Origin of the sequence: Phycicoccus elongatus Lp2, assembly GCF_000367525.1 — a bacterium.
GTDB classification, from domain to species: Bacteria; Actinomycetota; Actinomycetes; order Actinomycetales; family Dermatophilaceae; genus Phycicoccus_A; species Phycicoccus_A elongatus.
Genome location: NZ_HF570956.1, coordinates 1,288,338 through 1,305,084, shown reverse-complemented (window position 1 = coordinate 1,305,084; position 16,747 = coordinate 1,288,338). Strand labels below are relative to the sequence as shown.

Below are 16,747 nucleotides of genomic sequence, written 5' to 3'. Positions count from 1 at the left end.
GGGCGGTGCGAAGTCTGTTCGGCAGGGAACAGATCTCGCAGCCGACCACAGGTATGGATGTAGGGGGGTGCGGGGTCTGTTCGAGGGAGGACGAGGGCTGGACCCGTCGTCGAGTCCGGCGGGAAGGTCAGCCTTTGAGGGCGGCGATGGTCTTCTCGGCCTCGGCGATGGCGCGCTCGGGCTTCGGTCGCGCCTTGGAGAGGGCGTTCTTGCCGATGAGCCCGAGCACGGCAGCCACGAGGAAGAGGAGCCCGGTGGTGATCGCATAGCCAGCCCACGCGGGGAGCCAGATCGCGATCACCTGGGCCAAGGTGTGGAAGAGGAAGATCAGGCCGAGGAGGGCGACGAAGCCGGCACCGGCCAGCAGACCGGCGCCCTTGCCCAAGACCTTGGCGCCCTGCTGGACCTCGGCCTTGGCGAGCGCGATTTCGCTCTTGACCAGGCCCTGGACGTCATGGGTCGCGTCGGCGACGAGTTGGCCGATGGTTCGTTGCGATTCCGCCACCGGGGTTCTGTTCTCCGACATGGACTCACCCTAGCGCCGGGGCCCCCGCCCTTTGTGGCCGACATCCGACGTCAAATAGACTGGATCGCTCAACGGAGGGTCGCCGTCCCTCCCCGGATGTCCCCCCCTGTGTCGAACTCCGAGTGGAGACGCGTGAGCCTACCCATCCTCTTGGGCCTGCTGGCCCTGGTGCCGCTGCTCAGCGTGCCCCTCACGGGGTTCCTGGGCCGCGCCGCGGGATGGCCGATCGGCGTGATCTTCCTGGGTCTGGCCGGTGCCATGGTTCCCAGTGCCATCCGGGTCGCGAACGGCGACGTGATCACTTGGCATGCCGCTTGGGTTCCCGAGCTGGGGCTCGATCTCGCCCTGCGCCTCGACGGACTGTCCGTCATCTTCATCGCCCTCGCCCTGGTCATCGGCGCGCTCGTCTTCTTCTACTCGACGACATACTTCACCAAGGGAAACCAGCGCGGCTTCTACGTCATCATGACCGGCTTCACCTTCGCGATGGTCGCACTCACGGTCAGCGACAGCCTGGTCCTGATGTTCCTCACGTGGGAGTTGACCTCGCTCGCGTCCTTCCTTCTCATCGCCCGGTCCGGTCACGCCGGTGAAGCCGCCTCCATGCGCACGATGTTGCTCACCTTCATCGGTGGGCTGGCCCTCCTCGCGGCTGTCGCGCTCATCATGGCGCGCACCGGGACGAGCACCTTCTCGCAGGCCGTCGCCTCACCGGTCTGGGGATCGGACCCCGCCTTCACCGGGCTGATCGCGGTGCTCGTGGCCGCCGCCGGCTTCAGCAAGGCCGCCCAGTTCCCGTTCCACCTGTGGCTGCCCGACGCGATGGCCGCAGCGACCCCGGTCAGCGCCTACCTGCACGCGGCGGCCGTGGTCAAGGCGGGGATCTACCTGCTCTTCCGCTTCTCGATCATCTTCCACAGCACCCTCATCTGGAACGTTCTGCTCGTCGGGCTGGGCCTTTTCACCTCGGTGCTCGCGGCCTGGTTCGCGATGCAGCAGGTCGACCTCAAGAAGCTCATGGCCTACTCCACGGTCAGCCAGCTCGGCCTGATCACGGCCACGATCGGGGTCGGCACGTCCTTCGCGATCGCTGCCGCCCTGCTCCACACGATCGCTCACGCCTGCTTCAAGTCCGGTCTCTTCATGGTGGTGGGCCTGATCGACCACCAGGCAGGCACGCGCATGATCGATCGGCTGCCGGCCCTGCGCCGCGCCATGCCGGTCACCTTCACCGTGGCACTCGTGGGCACGGCGTCGATGGCGGGTGTCCCCCCGCTGCTGGGATTCATCTCCAAGGAGAACATCTTCGGAGCGTTGCTCGACGCGCCCGGACCCACCGTCGCGGGGCCGATCCTGTTGGCGGTGGCGGGGCTCGGCGCGGTCCTGACCTTCCTCTACTGCGGCAAGATCGTCACCGGCGCCTTCCTCGACGGACCGGAGCCGAGCCGGCCGGTGACCGAGGCCCGCTGGGTCACCATCCTTCCCGCCGCGACGCCGATCCTGGTCGGCATCCCGCTCGCCTTCACGATCAACCAATTCGCTCCGATCATCGAGCAGGCCGTCGTCGCGTCGCACGCGGTCACCAGTCACACGGCGGCCTTCCACCTGTGGCACGGTGTCAATCTCGAGCTCATCGTCACGATGCTCGTCTTCGTCGGGGGTGGACTGCTGCTCCCCCGGCGCGCCTCCCTGCGCCACTTGGTCGAACGCCCCCTCTTCACCCTCGACGGGGCAGGGGTGCTCGGGGCGATCACCAGGTGGCTCGAACGGGTGGGCGTGCGCGCGGCCGGCTTGGTGCGAGCCGACAACCCGGCCCGCCACGTGGCCGCCATCATCGTGACGTTGACCGCCGTCCTGGCCGTCGGGTCGGTGCTGCTGTGGACCGGAGGCCACGTGCCCCCGCTCACGCCCGGGGTCAACCAAGTCGTGGACGTCGGTGTCCTGGTCATCGTGACGGGCTCCGTCGTCGCCCTGGTGCGCGCCGAGTCACGGATCGGCGCGACCGTGCTGCTCGGTGGCGTCGGCGTGGCAATGACCGTGCAGATCTTCCTCCTCGGTGCGGCCGATGTCGGCCTCACCCAGCTGCTCGTCGAGATCCTGACGGTGTTGGTCATCATGCTGGTGCTTCGCAAGCTGCCGCAGGAGTTCACCATCAAGAAGCGTCCCCAACAACTGCGCAACGCAGTGATCGCGATCGGCGCCGGGCTGGCGAGTGCGCTCGCCGCGTGGACCGTCATCGGTCGCCGGGAACGCTCCGAGGTCGCGCAGTGGTACCTCAGCCAGGCCCCGCAGGTCACCGGCGGCGACAACATCGTCAACGTCATCCTCGTCGAGTTGCGAGCCCTGGACACCTTCGGTGAGCTCGCGGTCCTCGGCATGGCCGGCATCGCCATCCTCGGCATCCTCGCGACGATCCCGCGAGCCCTCCTCGATCCCGACCCAGACCCTGACTCCGCCGCGACCCATGTGGCCCGGCCCAAGATCGAGATCGGCGAGGAGGGCTCCCCATCACACCGCGCCCTCGAGGACGTCGAGGCCAACACCGAGCCCCTGCGTCTTCTGCAGACCGTGCTCGTCCCGATCCTCGTCGTCATCTCGGCCGTGCTCTTCTGGCGCGGTCACAACGAGCCCGGAGGTGGCTTCATCGCCGCCCTCGTCGCCGCCTGTGCCGTCGCCTATGTCTATCTCGCCAAGGCGCACGACCGACCGGTGTCCCGCCCGTCGACCCCGGTGGCGCTCATCGTCGGTGGGATCATCGTCGCCCTGGGCACCGGCCTGCTCGGTTACCTCGGCGGCACCTTCCTCGAGCCACTCCACGTCACCATCCTGGGCACCAAGTTCGCGTCTTCCATGGTCTTCGATGTCGGCGTCTACGCCGCAGTGCTCGGCCTGGTCATTCTTGCCTTCAACGTCCTGGGTGCCGACCGGGAGGCGAAGCGATGATCCTCGCGCTCACCATCGGCGTGCTCGTCGCGGGCGGCACCTACCTGCTGCTGCAACGCAGCCTGGTGCGGATCGCCTTCGGCGTCGGGGTCCTCAGTCACGCCGTGAACCTCTTCCTCCTCACCTCCGGGGTCCCGGCATACCGGGGAGAGCCCTTGGCCAACCGCATGGACCCGGCCACCGCCGCCGACCCGTTGCCGCAGGCCTTCGTGCTCACCGCCATCGTCATCACGCTCGCCGTGACGGTCATCCTGCTCGCCCTGGCCGTCGTCGGCCGCAATGACGACACCATGCGGATGCCCGAGTCCGGAGAGGAGAGGGATCGATGAACGCCGCCTGGCTCCCTCTCGTCGTGGCCCTGCCGTTGCTGGCCAGCGCCCTGACCGCCGTCGCGCCGTGGCGGGTTGTCCGTCTCGTCCTGCTGCTCGGCACCCCCTTGGCCACGGCGGTGGTCGGGGTGTGGCTCATCGGAATCCACCGCGAGACACCGGTGTTCGCAACCAACGTCGGCGGTTTCCCCGTCGGCATCGCCATCCCCTTCGTCTCCGACACCCTGAGCGCGGTCCTGCTGGCGGTCACCGGGATCGCCACCTTCGTCGTGCTGCTCTTCGCGCTGCGCACGGGTGAGGACCGACTGCGCTTCTTCCCCGCGCTGGTCCTCATGCTCATCGCCGGTGTCAACGGCGCCTTCCTCACCGGCGACATCTTCAACCTCTTCGTCTTCGTCGAGGTCATGCTCCTGCCGTCCTACGCGCTGCTCGCGATGAGTGGCACCTGGCGTCGGCTCGGTGTCGGTCGGCTCTTCCTTGTCGTCAACCTCGTCACCTCCTCGGTCTTCCTCGTCGGGATTGCGTTGTTGTATGCCGCGGCCGGCACCGTCAATCTCGCCGCCCTCGTGGGGCGCGGGGACGATCCCAAGGTCGCGTTCGGCGCCGCCGTCGTCCTGTTCGCCCTTGTCGTCAAGGCCGGGGCGGTCCCGGTTCACGGCTGGCTCCCCCGGGCCTACCCCGCGACCTCGGCCACGGTCATGGCACTCTTCGGGAGCCTGCATTCCAAGGTCGCGCTCGTGGCCGTCTATCGCATCACTGCCGTTGTCTTCGCGGAGAACCCCGTCCTCCTGCCCGCTGTCGTCGGGCTCGTCGTGCTCAGCGTGATCGTCGGTGCGTGGTCCTCGATCGGCGAGAACACGATGCGCCGGATCCTGTCCTTCCAGATCGTGTCGAGCAACGGCCACATCCTCATCGCCGTCGCCCTGCTGAGCCTGGCGGGTTACCGCGGCGGCCTGCTCTACCTCGTGCACAGCGTGCTCACCCTCGGCGCCCTGGTGCTCGCCTCCGGGGCCGTGGAGCAGACCTATGGCACCGGTCACCTGGTCCGGCTGGCCGACCTGCTGCGCCGCGAGAAGGCGCTGGCCTGGATCGTCGGCCTGGCCCTGATCTCCCTCGTCGGCTTCCCACCCTCGGCCGGATTCATCGGCAAGGCGGCCCTCGTCGTGGCGAGTGCAGCCGCGACGCCCTGGGTCGCTGCCGTGATCATCGGGTCCGTCATCGTCGCGAGCATCCTGAGTCTGGTGGCGATGCAGCGACTCTGGCACGACGTCTTCTGGGGACCGAAGATGACCGTCTACCGCAGTCGGCTGCCCGCGGCTGTGCGCAGTGACGAGTCGAAGGATGACCTGGTGCCCCTGCCGGACTCCGTGCGCATCCCGACCCTCGACCTCGTGCCGGCCGGCCTGATGCTCGTCCTCTCGCTCGCGATGTTCTTCGGGGCCGGCCCGACCTGGGACATCGCGACCCGCGCCGCGCAGGGGTTGGTCGATCTCGGCCCCTATGTCGAGGCGGTGAGGGGGCGATGAGGCGACTACGCCAACTCTGGTATGCCGTGATCTACCTCGTGTGGCTGGCCTGGCAGGTTCCGGTGCAGTCGATGAAGTTGGCCCGCGACGTGCTCACTCCGGGTCTGGAGGTGGCCCCGTCGATCATCGAGTTCCCACTCCGTGCCCGCTCCACCTTCGAGACGGCAGCCATCGAGTCCTCGATCACCATCACCCCGGGCACCTTGACGCTCGGCATCGCCGAGGCCACCCCGGATCATCCGCGCAGCCTCTTCGTCCACTTCCTCTATGCCCACACGCACGAAGGCGCCATCGCCGAGTTGGAGGCGATGGAGACTCGTCTGTTGCGGGCCACTCGAGGCTGCTCCGAAGAGGGGATCGAGGAGTCATGACGTCCCCTGTCGTCACCATCGCCTTCGCCGCCGCCACCGCGATCGTCGGTGTCGCCGCCGTCCTGGGCATCGTTGCCGTCGTGCGCGCCCAGGACGATGCGCGCCGGGCGGTCGTCGCCGACCTGCTCTTCTTCGCCGCCGTCGCCGTCTTCGTGCTCGTGGCCGTGCTCACCGGGTCCGCCGTCGTCTTCGACGTCGCGCTGATCGCCATGGTGCTCGGCATCCTCGCCACCCTGGCCCTCGCGCGAATGCTCACGAGAGGCCGCCGCTGATGTCCCTCGTCCTCGACCTCCTCATCGCTGCGCTGGCCATCGTCGGCGCCCTCGGCTTCCTCGTCAGCGCGGTCGCCCTGCTCCGCGTGCGTGACGCCCTGAGCATGGTCAACTCCCTCGGCCCGGCGACGGGGGTGGGGGTGCCTCTGCTGCTCGCGGCGGCCCTGCTGCACCAGGGCCGCACCGAGGGATGGGACATCGTCAGTGTCGTCGAGGTCGTGCTCGCCGTCCTCGCTGCGCTCGTCGTCTCATCGATCGCGAGCAACGCGCTCGGGCGCGCGGCATACCGCTCGGGGGCACCGCTGGACCCCAAAACCGATCCCAACGAACTCGCCGGGCGCTGACGGAAGACCTGCTGACGGAGGGACCTACCCCCCCAGCGTCTCCTTGATGAGGTTCATGACCGAGGAGTCGGCCAGTGTCGTCGTGTCGCCGATGTCGCGGCCCTCGGCGACGTCCTTGAGCAGTCGGCGCATGATCTTGCCCGAGCGGGTCTTGGGCAGCTCCGAGACGATCATGACGTTGCGCGGCTTGGCGATCGGCCCGATCTCCTTGCCGACGTGGCCCCGCAGCTCCGCGGAGAGCGCGTCCTTGTCCTCGCCGTCCGAGACGGCGTCCGCGCGCAGGATGACGAAGGCCACCGGCGCCTGACCGGTCGTCTCGTCGTTGGCGCCGACGACCGCCGCCTCGGCGACCTTCGGGTGCGAGACCAGCGCGGACTCGATCTCGGCTGTCGACAGACGGTGACCCGAGACGTTCATCACGTCGTCGACCCGGCCGAGAAGCCAGATGTTGCCGCGCTCGTCGTACTTCGCGCCGTCCCCGGCGAAGTAGTACTTCGGGCCGAAGCGGCTCCAGTAGGTGTCGCGGTACCGATCCGGGTCGCCCCAGATGCCGCGCAGCATCGAGGGCCACGGCTTGGTGAGGACGAGGTAGCCGACCTTCTCGGCTTCCGTGAAGGGGTTGCCCTCGTCGTCGAGGATCTCGGCGGAGATGCCGGGGATCGGCTTCTGCGCGGAGCCGGGCTCGAGGGTCGTCACCCCGGGCAGCGGGCTGATCATGATCGCGCCGGTCTCGGTCTGCCACCAGGTGTCGACGATCGGCGCCTTGTCACTGCCGATGTACTTGCGATACCAGAGCCAGGCCTCGGGGTTGATCGGCTCGCCGACGCTGCCCAGGACGCGGATCGACGACAGGTCGAACTTGTCCGGGATGTCGTGACCCCACTTCATGAAAGTCCGGATCGCCGTCGGGGCGGTGTAGAAGATGCTCACCTTGTACTTCTCGATGATCTCCCACCACCGGCCCTGGTGTGGCGTGTCGGGGGTGCCCTCGTAGAGCACCTGGGTGGCGCCATTGGCCAGCGGTCCGTAGACGATGTAGGAGTGGCCGGTCACCCAGCCGACGTCGGCGGTGCACCAGTAGACATCGGTCTCGGGGTGCACGTCGTGGACGATCGCGTTCGTGTAGGCGGCCTGGGTGAGGTAACCACCGCTGGTGTGGAAGATGCCCTTGGGCTTCCCGGTCGTGCCGCTGGTGTAGAGGATGAAGAGCGGGTGCTCGCTGTCGAAGGCCTCCGGCGTGTGCTCGTCGCTCTGACCGGGGACCACGTCGTCCCACCAGATGTCGCGACCTTCGGTCCACGTGACATCGGTGCCGGTGCGCTTGACGACGAGCACCTTCTCGACGGTGTTGTCCGCGTGCTCGAGAGCCTCGTCGACGGCTGCCTTGAGGGGAGCCGGCTTCCCGCGGCGCCACTGCCCGTCGGTGGTGACCGCGATCTTGGCCTGGGCGTCGTTGATCCGCGTGTGCAGCGCCTCGGCCGAGAAACCGCCGAAGACCAACGAGTGGATCGCGCCCAGGCGCGCGCAGGCGAGCATCGTGAAGACGGTCTCGGGGATCATCGGCATGTAGATCATCACGGTGTCGCCCTTGCCGACGCCCAGCTCGGTCAGCGCGTTGGCGACCTTGTTGACCTCGCGCTGGAGGTCGGCATAGGTGATCGTGCGGGTGTCGCCCTGGTCGCCCTCGAAGTGGATCGCGACGCGGTCTCCGTTGCCGGCCTCGACGTGGCGGTCGACGCAGTTGTAGGCGACATTGAGCTCGCCGCCGACGAACCACTGGGCGAACGGAGCCTGGCTCCAGTCCAGCGTGGTGTCGAAGTCCTTGGCCCAGGTGAGGTACTTCCTGCCCTGCTCGGCCCAGAAACCCTCGTGGTCGGCCTCGGCCGCGGCATACATGTCCTGCGTGCCGTTGGCCTGCGCGGTGAACGCCGGATCGGGCTCCAAGGTCGCGCGGTCGAGGTGGGTGCTCAGGCTGTCGTCGGTCACGGCGGGACTCCTCATCGTCGAGTGGCTTGCTCCCAGCCAACCGTGCGCAGCCGCGGGCGGCAAGGCCAACCCAGAGGTATGCCGCGAGCGCGCCACCACGTGCGCCGAGCGGACGTCGCCGAGCGGTCAGTGACCTTCGCGCAAGGGTGGACAAAGTGTGCAGATCTGAGGGGCCCAGGGTCCGAAATTGCTGGCAGTCGTGCCCAGCGTGTCGGGCAACGGTTCCACTGCCCGTCGGTATCTGGTTGCCTCGTGGGATAGGCACTCTCACAAGGAGGTGGAGTCGATGTTCGACGAGGGACAGCTCTACTCACCCGTCACCACGGGCGAGGATGGCACCGTCGAGGTGCATCTGGCCGACAACCACCCGGGTCTGCACGACCCGGCCTACCGGGCACGGCGCTCCCACATCGCCGCGGCGGCGATCAACGCGCCGGCGGGCACGGTGCCCGTCATCGACTACACCGAGGACGAGCACCGGATCTGGCGGCTGTGCCAGGAGCAACTGGCGCCCAAACACGAGAAGTACGCGCACAGCGAGTTCCTTGCGGCCAAGCACCGCCTGCGTCTGCCGACCGACCACGTGCCCCAGTTGGACCAGGTCAGCGCCCGACTCCGGCCACTCACCGGGTGGGGCTATCGCGCCGCCCCGGGGCTGGTGCCGCTGCGCGAGTTCTACGCCGACCTCGGCGCGCGCACCTTCAACTCCACGCAATACCTCCGGCACGGGTCCGAGCCGCTCTACACACCCGAGCCGGACATCATCCACGAGGTCATCGGCCACGGGAACCAGCTCGCGTCTGCGCGCTTCGCGCGGCTGACCGAGGCCGCCGGTCGGGCGTCACTGCGCCTGGAGACCGAGGACGCGATGAAGTTCGTCGCCGACGTCTTCTGGTTCTCCATGGAGTTCGGGGTCATCAAGGAGCACGGCGAGGTCAAGGCCTATGGGGCCGGCATCCTCAGCAGCTTCGGCGAGATGGACGAGTTCGGGCACATGGAGCACCGTGGTCTCGATCTGGCCGACATGGGTACGTTGGCCTACGACATCACCGAGTATCAACCGGTCCTCTTCTGTGCCGAGAGCCTCGACGAACTCGACGACGTCGTCGGCGCCTTCTTCGACACCGTCGACGACGACCTCACCGAATGTCTGCGCGCCCGGGCAGCTCATCGTTGAGAACTCACTGAGTTGAGAACCCTCTGAGTTGCGAACCCAATGAACGACCGTGTCCACGCACAGTTCGACCGCGTCCTCGAGGGCCTGCAGGACAAGGCGCCCACGGTCGCTGCGCACATCGAAGACGCTCGCGCTGACATCGTGGCCTGCACCGCGTTCCCCAGGGTGTTGTGACGACAGGCCTGGTCCACCCAACCCCCAACGAGCGGCTCAACCGCGAGATCCACCGGCGCACTGAGGCGTCATTTGCATTCTGCTGCACGCACGCCAAGTCTGGAGTAGGGTCCGAAATCCATCTTGAGGGTGGCGCGCGTCACAGGTGGAGGACCGTGCCGGCGTCATCGCTCGGGCCGTGGCGTGTGGCAAGGGGTGTCCACCATGATTTCCTATCTCGTCCGGACTGGGGCGCGCGCACGTGTCCTTGTCGTCATCCTCACCCTTGCTGCGGCAGCCTTCGCGGGCTTCCAGATGACGCGAACGAGCATCGAAGCGGTGCCGGAGTTCGCTCCGGTGACGGTCGAGGTCCAGTCCGAGGCACTCGGACTCTCGGCCCAGGAGGTCGAGGACCTCGTCACGGTCCCGCTGGAGTCGAACCTGCTGAGCGGTGTCGCGTGGGTCGACACCATGCAGTCGATCTCGATGGCCGGGCTGTCCTCGATCGTGATGACCTTCGAGGACGGCACGGACGAGATCCGGGCTCGACAGGTCGTGCAGGAGCGGCTGACCCAGGGTGCCCTGTTGACGAATGCATCCAAGGCGCCGGTCATGTTGCAGCCGACATCGGCCGCCAACCGGGTCATGATGATCGGGCTCTCGTCCGCGGACCAGTCCTTGGTCGACCTTTCGGTGCTGTCCCGGTGGACCATTCGACCAAAGCTCATGAGTGTCGAGGGTGTCGCCAATGTCTCCGTGTGGGGGATGCGGGACCGCCAGCTCCACGTCCAGGCCGACCCTGTCCGCATGCAGCAGCACGGTGTCTCCCTCGACCAGGTGGTGGCGACCACCGGCAATGCGCTCTGGGTCTCGCCCTTGAGCTTCCTCGAGGCCTCGACCCCCGGGCGCGGCGGCTTCCTCGACCTGCCCCAGCAGCGAGTCAACGTCCAGCACGTGTCACCGATCACGGACAGCGCCACCCTCGGAAGAGTCTCGGTCGAAGGCGCGGCCAGCCCGGACATCACCCTCGCGGACGTGGCCACGATCGTCGAGGCACCCCCGACGATCATCGGCGACGGGATCGTCGACGACACCTCCAACCTGATGCTCGTCGTCGAGAAGCAGAAGGGCGTCAGCACGGCCGCGGTGAGCCAGGGCATCGAGGAAGCGCTCGCCTCGCTGCGGCCGGGCCTCCCCGGCGTGGTCCTGGACTCCTCCGTCTACCGGCCCGCTGAGTATGCCGATGACACGCGCCGCAACCTGGGCATCACCGCCCTGATCGTGCTGGCGCTCATCGCCATCGGCTCGGTGCTGGTCTACCGTGCATGGCGCCCGGTGGTCATCATCGTGGCCTCGGTGAGCATGTCCCTGCTCGTCGGTTGGCTCGTCCTGTGGCAGCGGGACACTCCCATCAACGTGCTGACGCTCACCGGGCTCGGTGCGGGCGCTGCGCTGGCCATCGCCCAATCCGTCGCCGCCGTCGACGCCCTCTCGCGCGCGCCCGATGACGGGACGGCGGCGAAGCGGCTCGTGGCCGCTTACGCCGCCGTCGGGCGTTCTGCGGCCTACACGACCCTTGCTGCCGCGTTCATCGCCGTCCCGGTCCACCTCTGGGGTGGGCAATCCGGGGTCTTCCTCTCCGAAGCGGTCGATGGTTTCCTGCTCGCCGTCATCGCCTGCCTAGTGGTTGCCCTGCTCGTGGGTCCGGGGATCGCGGCTGCGCTGGGCAGCGCTCGGCTCAAGGATGTGGGCTCGGCGCACCTGCCGATCAAGGCGCCGAGTCTCGCGCTGTCCGCCGTGGCCGCCGTGGCGGTGCTCGCCGTCGGTGCCGCGGGCGCGATCGCTCTGGGCCTCAGTGCGCAGGACCGGACCCGTCCCTCCTTTCAGGAGGGCGTCCTGGTGCTCACGGCGACGGCTCAGGAGGGGACTTCGCCACTGTCGCTCACGAGCACACTCGGGACCCTCGCCACATCGATCCGGGGCCTCGATGGGGTGGCCACCGTCGGAGGGCACGTCGGCCGCGCCGTGTCCGGTGAGCGGGTCGTGGGAAGCAACACGGGCGAGCTCTGGGTGACCCTCGCGGCCGGAGCCGACCAGGACACGGTGGCAGCACGCGTCCTCGATGCCGCGCGCCAGGTGGACGGGCTCACCAGCACCATCGGAACCAACCTCGACCACCGCATCGACCGCATTCTTCCTGCGGCGGCTGCGCCATTGGTCGTCTCGGTCTATGGCCCGGTGCCGAGCACCTTGGAAGAGGCTGCTGCCAGCACCTTGGAGGTGGTCACCAGCACTTCGGGTGTCAGCAATGCCGCGTTGGTGCAGACCCCGACCGAGCAGACGCTCCAGGTCACTGTCGATCTGGCCAAGGTCGTGGCACTGGGCATGACCCCGGGTGATGTGCGTCGTCAGGCCGCGACCCTGGTGGGGGGCCTCGAGGTGGGTGCGATCTTTCAGGAGCAGAAGGTGTTCGACGTCCAGGTGTGGACCGCAGAGGACCTCCGCAACTCGCTGGAGAAGGTCCGGGCCCTGCCCATCGACACGCCCGGCGGCGTCCATGTGCCTCTTGGTGACGTGGCCAGCGTCACGGAGGGCGAACGGCCCACGACTATCCGGCGTGAGTCGGTCCAGCGACGGCTGGACATTGTCGCCGACATCGCCGACGCCGCCACGCGGGATGCCGTCGCGAGCCGGCTCGCGGAGATGACGCTGCCGGCCGAATACCACGCCGAGGTTCGCCCGGAGAGTGCCGGGGTCGAGGAGAGCGAGCGCCTGGCGTTGCTCGCTGGGCTGGGCGCGCTCGTCGGCCTGCTCCTGTTGATCCAGGCAGCCACCCGCAACTGGTGGTATGCCGCGGCCGCCACCACCGCGATCCCCGTGGGAATGATCGGCGGCCTGATCGCGACCCATCTCCTGGGTGGGTTGACGCTCGGAGCCTTCCTGGGCTTGGCGACCCTCTCCGTCCTCGGGGTCCATCAGGCACTCATCGCTGCCCAGGGGATGCGCCCTGGCGCCCATACGCCGCGGTTGTCGATCGTGCGTGCGGTCCTACCCGCGGCGGTCTTGATCCTCCTCATGGGCATCGGGCTGCTCGTGCTCGGCGCCGGACCCGGGCGGGAGGCCCTCTGGGATCTCGGAGCCGTGCTCGCCGGTGGGGCGATCACCAGTTCCCTCACGACCTTGGTGGTGCTCCCGGCGGTCGCCGCCAGATGGGCCGACCGTGAGGAGTCCGCCGACGATTACGCCATCGACGAGCACGCACTCGGCAGTCACTCGGTGACCAGCTATGCGTGAGCTCCGAACCGTGCGCGCCGTGGCCGCGATGTCCATCTGTGCTGCTGTCGCCGGTGGCTGCACGGCCGTCGAGGAGACCGTGCACGAGTCCGTTCCGGCGGTGTCCATCGCTCCGGCGGCGACCGAGGGTGGGCCCAAGACCTTGACTCTCACCGCGGATGCCGTGCGCCGTCTCGAATTGGTGACTGTCGTCGTCGACGACGCCACGGCCGTCCCCTACGCGGCCGTGGTCTATGACAAGAAGGGCGCGCCGTGGGTGTACACGAACCCCTCGGAGCTCACCTACGTACGGGTCCCGATCACCCTCGATCGCGTCGACGGACAGTCCGCGGCCGTGTCCGCGGGCCCACCGGTCGGCACGCGAGTGGTCACGCGGTCAGCGATCAAGCTCTACGGCGCCGAGAACGGCGTCGGGGGCGGGCGATAGGAGCCGGCCATGATGCGACAGATCCTCATCTTCAGTCTTCGGTTCCGCTACATCGCGGTCGCTGCGTCCGTGGCCATGCTCGTCCTCGGCGGGTTGCAGTTGCGGGAGACGCCCGTCGACGTCTTCCCGGAGTTCGCTCCGCCGCGGGTCGAAGTGCAGACCGACGCGCTGGGGCTGTCCGCCCAGGAGGTCGAAGAACTCATCACCGTCCCCTTGGAACAAGGGTTGAGCGGTATGCCGTCCCTTGTCACCTTGCGCTCCAAGTCGATCCCGCAGCAGTCGTCGGTCGAGCTCATCTTCGCCAAGGGGACCGATGTCATCGATGCCCGCCGACTGGTGGCCGAGCGGATCCAGACCATCACGCCCACTCTGCCGAGCTGGGCCACCCCCCCGGTGGTGCTCCAACCGCTGTCGGCGACCAGCAGGGTCATGAAGATCGGGGTGAGTTCCGACTCGCTCGACCCCATCGAGCAGGCGACCATTGTCCGCTACAAGATCCGGCCGCAACTGATGGCGCTGCCGGGGGTGGCCAATGTTGCGGTCTGGGGAATGCGCAAGAACCAGTGGCAGGTCCAGGTCGATCCTGACCGCATGCGGGCCGCCGGGGTCTCCCTCGAGGAGGTCATGGCTGCGGCGTCGGCAGGCACCGATGCGGGACTCCTGAAGCACCGCACCGGGACCAAGATCGGCACGGGCGGCTATGTCGACGACGGGACTCAGCGCCAGGTGGTGCAACATGTGCTGCCCCTCGAGTCGGCCGAATCCATCTCCCAGATCCTCGTGGCGAAGAAGGGCGACAAGAACGTCCTGCTCGGCGATGTCGCGACCGTGGTCAAGGGGCACCAGTTGCTCATCGGCGATGCGGTCATCAACGATGGCGACGGCTTGTTGCTCATCGTCGAGAAGCTCCCCTGGGGCAACACCCTCGACGTGACAAGGGACGTCGAGGAGGCACTCATGAGGATGTCCCCGTCGCTCGGGGACCTCGAGCTCGACACCACGATCTTCCGGCCCGCGAGCTTTGTGGAACTGTCCATCGACAACCTCACGCGGGCGTTGACCCTGGGCATCATTCTCGTGGCCATCGTCCTGATGTTCTTCCTTTTCCAGTGGCGCACGGCGCTGATATCAATCGTGGCGATCCCGCTCTCGCTGGTTGCGGCGGCCCTCGTCCTGTACGCGCGGGGCGAGACGACCAACACGATGGTGCTCGCCGGCTTGGTCATCGCGGTCGGCGTGGTCGTCGATGACGCGATCATCGATGTCGAGAACATCGTCCGACGGTTGCGCGAACATCGAGAGGAGGGTGGGACCCGCTCCACTGCGTCGATCGTGCTGGAGGCATCGCTGGAGGTTCGGAGCCCGATCGTTTATGCGACCTTCATCATTCTGGCCGCGGCGCTCCCGGTCTTCTTCCTCACGGGCCTGATGGGGTCGTTCTTCCAGCCCCTGGCCTTGTCCTACACCCTTGCTGTGGGCGCCTCGATGCTCGTGGCGGTCACCCTGACGCCCGCCATGGCGCTCATCCTGCTACGCAAGGCCACGCTGGACCCCAAGCCGCCACCGCTCGTCCGGTGGACCCAGCGAGGTTATGACCGCCTCCTCCGGCCGATCGTGCGGCGTCCCTTGGCCGCCTATGCGTTGGTCATCGCCCTCGCGGCCGGGGGCGTGGCCGTCGTGCCACGGCTCGGCCAGGACCTGCTCCCCACCTTCAAGGAGCGCGACTTTCTCATGCACTGGGTGCTCGAGCCCAGTGCCTCCTATGACGAGACGATGCAGGTGACCAAGGCCGCCAGTCGCGAGCTCCGTCAGGTCCCCGGCGTCCGCAACTTCGGCGCCCACGTCGGCCAGGCAGTCATGGGCGACGAGGTCTACGGCATCTACTTCGTCGAGAACTGGATCAGCATCGATCCGGACAAGGACTACGACTCGACCCTCGCCCGGGTCCAGGAGGTCGTTGACGGCTATCCGGGCCTGCGACGCGACGTGCAGACCTACCTCAAGGAGCGCATCCGTGAGGTGCTGACCGGTGCCGGCGAGGCCGTTGTCGTGCGGGTCTACGGAGACGATCTCGATGTCATCGAGGCCAAGGCCCACGAGATCGAGGCGGCGATCGCGGACATCCCAGGGGTCAAGGACCCCCACACGGACCTCCAGACGCGGATCCCGCACCTGGTCGTTCAGGTCGATCTCGACAAGGCGCAGACCGTCGGTCTCAAGCCGGGCGACGTGAGGCGCCAGGCGGCGGTCTATCTCGCGGCCGAGGAACTCTCCGACGTCTATCGCGAGGGCAAGGCCTATGACGTCATGGTGTGGAGCGTCCCGGAGTCTCGGAAGACCCCCGATCACGTCAAGGACATGCTCATCGACACCCCGTCGGGTGGGACGGTGCGCTTGGCCGACATCGCCTCGGTCGAGATGAGCTCGACACCGAGCATGATCCGGCGCATCGATGGCTCCCGCCGCCTCGACGTCGGTGCCAACGTCGAGGGACGTGCACTGGCCAATGTCGCCGCCGATGTTCGCGCGGCCGCGGAGACGGTCGAGCTACCCCTGGGATACCGGTTCGAGGTCATCGGCGAGGACACCGAACGGCAGTCCGCGTCCCAGCGACTGCGGCTGCTCTCGATCATCGCCGTCCTGGCCATTCTCGGGTTGCTGTACGCGTCGTTCCGGCGTTGGCGACTGGCCTTCCTCAGTCTGCTGACCCTGCCGATGGCACTCGTTGGCGGTGTCCTCGCGGCGTGGGCCACTGGCGGCACCATGACCATCGGCTCCTTCGTCGGCCTGTTCACGGTCCTGGGTATTGCCGCGCGCAACGGAATCCTCATGATCAGTCACTGCCAGCATCTCGAGGATGTCGAAGGTGAGACCTTCGGTCCGGAGCTGGTGTTGCGCGCCGCACGCGAGCGCCTCGCACCGATCCTCATGACGACGCTCGCCACGGCGCTGGCGCTCGTGCCGCTCGTCGTCATGGGTGATGTGCCCGGCCATGAGATCGAACACCCCATGGCGATCGTCATCCTCGGTGGCCTGGTCACCTCGACCCTGCTGAACCTGTTCGTCGTGCCATCACTCTATCTGCGCTTCGCACGCGGCCGGCGCGACGAGAGTGCGGCTGAGAACGCCTCCGAGAGCGGGCCGGCAGGCCTCGAGCAGGTGCCGAGTCCCGCGGGCTGACCTCGACATGGGGCGGGCGTCAGTCGGTCGGCCTCCTCGTCGACGAGGGCTCGTCGTTGCGCTCCGGCACGACGGTGCGCTCCGACACGACGGTGCGGCCCGGCACGACGGTGCGGCCCGGCCCCTCCGGTCACTTTTCGCCCAGATGGAGGAGAAGAGGGTCACACCGATGATGACCGCCCACGGGTGGAGGTCGACGGCGCGTGACATGAGGCCGGG

General features: G+C 67.9%; 12 protein-coding genes and 1 pseudogene. 11 read left to right on the top strand and 2 right to left on the bottom strand.

Annotation, left to right across the window (positions count from 1 at the left end):
* Positions 1–127 precede the first annotated feature (127 nt).
* Positions 128–526, bottom strand: a complete 399-nt coding sequence (locus tag BN10_RS06170) for a phage holin family protein (protein WP_010850332.1) — start codon at positions 524–526, stop codon at positions 128–130.
* Positions 527–658: 132 nt separating this feature from the next.
* On the opposite strand from BN10_RS06170, the gene BN10_RS06165 reads away from it, so the two are divergent.
* From BN10_RS06165 to BN10_RS06140, 6 genes are read left to right on the top strand one after another with little or no spacing between them, the layout of a single operon-like run.
* A complete protein-coding gene (locus BN10_RS06165; protein ID WP_010850331.1) occupies positions 659–3,469 on the top strand; it encodes a DUF4040 family protein in 2,811 nt (936 codons plus the stop codon).
* Complete coding sequence (locus BN10_RS06160; protein ID WP_010850330.1) at positions 3,466–3,798, top strand: sodium:proton antiporter; 333 nt, start codon at positions 3,466–3,468, stop codon at positions 3,796–3,798. The genes BN10_RS06165 and BN10_RS06160 overlap by 4 nt, the downstream gene beginning before the upstream one ends.
* Positions 3,795–5,324: a proton-conducting transporter transmembrane domain-containing protein gene (locus BN10_RS06155; protein WP_010850329.1), complete on the top strand. Its 1,530-nt coding sequence runs from the start codon at positions 3,795–3,797 to the stop codon at positions 5,322–5,324. The genes BN10_RS06160 and BN10_RS06155 overlap by 4 nt, the downstream gene beginning before the upstream one ends.
* A complete protein-coding gene (locus BN10_RS06150; RefSeq protein ID WP_010850328.1) occupies positions 5,321–5,695 on the top strand; it encodes a Na+/H+ antiporter subunit E in 375 nt (124 codons plus the stop codon). The genes BN10_RS06155 and BN10_RS06150 overlap by 4 nt, the downstream gene beginning before the upstream one ends.
* A complete protein-coding gene (locus BN10_RS06145) occupies positions 5,692–5,967 on the top strand; it encodes a monovalent cation/H+ antiporter complex subunit F (protein ID WP_010850327.1) in 276 nt (91 codons plus the stop codon). The genes BN10_RS06150 and BN10_RS06145 overlap by 4 nt, the downstream gene beginning before the upstream one ends.
* Positions 5,967–6,311 carry a monovalent cation/H(+) antiporter subunit G gene (locus tag BN10_RS06140; RefSeq protein WP_010850326.1) on the top strand — a complete coding sequence of 115 codons (345 nt, stop codon included), beginning with the start codon at positions 5,967–5,969 and terminating at the stop codon, positions 6,309–6,311. Before BN10_RS06145 ends, BN10_RS06140 begins: the two co-directional genes overlap by 1 nt.
* 24 nt (positions 6,312–6,335) lie before the next feature.
* Here the strand turns inward: BN10_RS06140 and acs are convergent, their stop codons facing one another.
* Positions 6,336–8,312: an acetate--CoA ligase gene (acs, locus tag BN10_RS06135; RefSeq protein ID WP_084310952.1), complete on the bottom strand. Its 1,977-nt coding sequence runs from the start codon at positions 8,310–8,312 to the stop codon at positions 6,336–6,338.
* A 271-nt stretch (positions 8,313–8,583) separates the two neighbouring features.
* On the opposite strand from acs, the gene BN10_RS06130 reads away from it, so the two are divergent.
* The 5 genes and pseudogenes from BN10_RS06130 to BN10_RS06115 all read left to right on the top strand — a co-directional run bounded on the left by BN10_RS06130 (position 8,584) and on the right by BN10_RS06115 (position 16,528).
* Complete coding sequence (locus BN10_RS06130; protein WP_010850324.1) at positions 8,584–9,474, top strand: phenylalanine 4-monooxygenase; 891 nt, start codon at positions 8,584–8,586, stop codon at positions 9,472–9,474.
* A 36-nt stretch (positions 9,475–9,510) separates the two neighbouring features.
* Positions 9,511–9,713 (top strand): annotated as a pseudogene (locus BN10_RS17960) (transposase); the annotation flags it as partial.
* A gap of 139 nt (positions 9,714–9,852) precedes the next feature.
* Positions 9,853–12,921 carry an efflux RND transporter permease subunit gene (locus BN10_RS06125; RefSeq protein WP_010850323.1) on the top strand — a complete coding sequence of 1,023 codons (3,069 nt, stop codon included), beginning with the start codon at positions 9,853–9,855 and terminating at the stop codon, positions 12,919–12,921.
* The gene (locus BN10_RS06120) at positions 12,914–13,348 is read left to right on the top strand and encodes an efflux RND transporter periplasmic adaptor subunit (protein ID WP_010850322.1); all 435 of its coding nucleotides are present in this window, start codon (positions 12,914–12,916) and stop codon (positions 13,346–13,348) included. The genes BN10_RS06125 and BN10_RS06120 overlap by 8 nt, the downstream gene beginning before the upstream one ends.
* 9 nt (positions 13,349–13,357) lie before the next feature.
* On the top strand, positions 13,358–16,528 hold the full coding sequence (locus BN10_RS06115) for an efflux RND transporter permease subunit (protein WP_010850321.1): 3,171 nt from the start codon (positions 13,358–13,360) through the stop codon (positions 16,526–16,528).
* Positions 16,529–16,747: the final 219 nt, after the last annotated feature.

Coding starts and splice junctions, on each gene's coding strand:
- BN10_RS06140 (WP_010850326.1), top strand. CDS start 5,967: ATGTCCCTCGTCCTCGACCTCCTCATCGCTGCGCTGGCCATCGTCGGC.
- BN10_RS06130 (WP_010850324.1), top strand. CDS start 8,584: ATGTTCGACGAGGGACAGCTCTACTCACCCGTCACCACGGGCGAGGAT.
- BN10_RS06145 (WP_010850327.1), top strand. CDS start 5,692: ATGACGTCCCCTGTCGTCACCATCGCCTTCGCCGCCGCCACCGCGATC.
- acs (WP_084310952.1), bottom strand. CDS start 8,312: ATGAGGAGTCCCGCCGTGACCGACGACAGCCTGAGCACCCACCTCGAC.
- BN10_RS06125 (WP_010850323.1), top strand. CDS start 9,853: ATGATTTCCTATCTCGTCCGGACTGGGGCGCGCGCACGTGTCCTTGTC.
- BN10_RS06115 (WP_010850321.1), top strand. CDS start 13,358: ATGATGCGACAGATCCTCATCTTCAGTCTTCGGTTCCGCTACATCGCG.
- BN10_RS06170 (WP_010850332.1), bottom strand. CDS start 526: ATGTCGGAGAACAGAACCCCGGTGGCGGAATCGCAACGAACCATCGGC.
- BN10_RS06155 (WP_010850329.1), top strand. CDS start 3,795: ATGAACGCCGCCTGGCTCCCTCTCGTCGTGGCCCTGCCGTTGCTGGCC.
- BN10_RS06160 (WP_010850330.1), top strand. CDS start 3,466: ATGATCCTCGCGCTCACCATCGGCGTGCTCGTCGCGGGCGGCACCTAC.
- BN10_RS06150 (WP_010850328.1), top strand. CDS start 5,321: ATGAGGCGACTACGCCAACTCTGGTATGCCGTGATCTACCTCGTGTGG.
- BN10_RS06120 (WP_010850322.1), top strand. CDS start 12,914: ATGCGTGAGCTCCGAACCGTGCGCGCCGTGGCCGCGATGTCCATCTGT.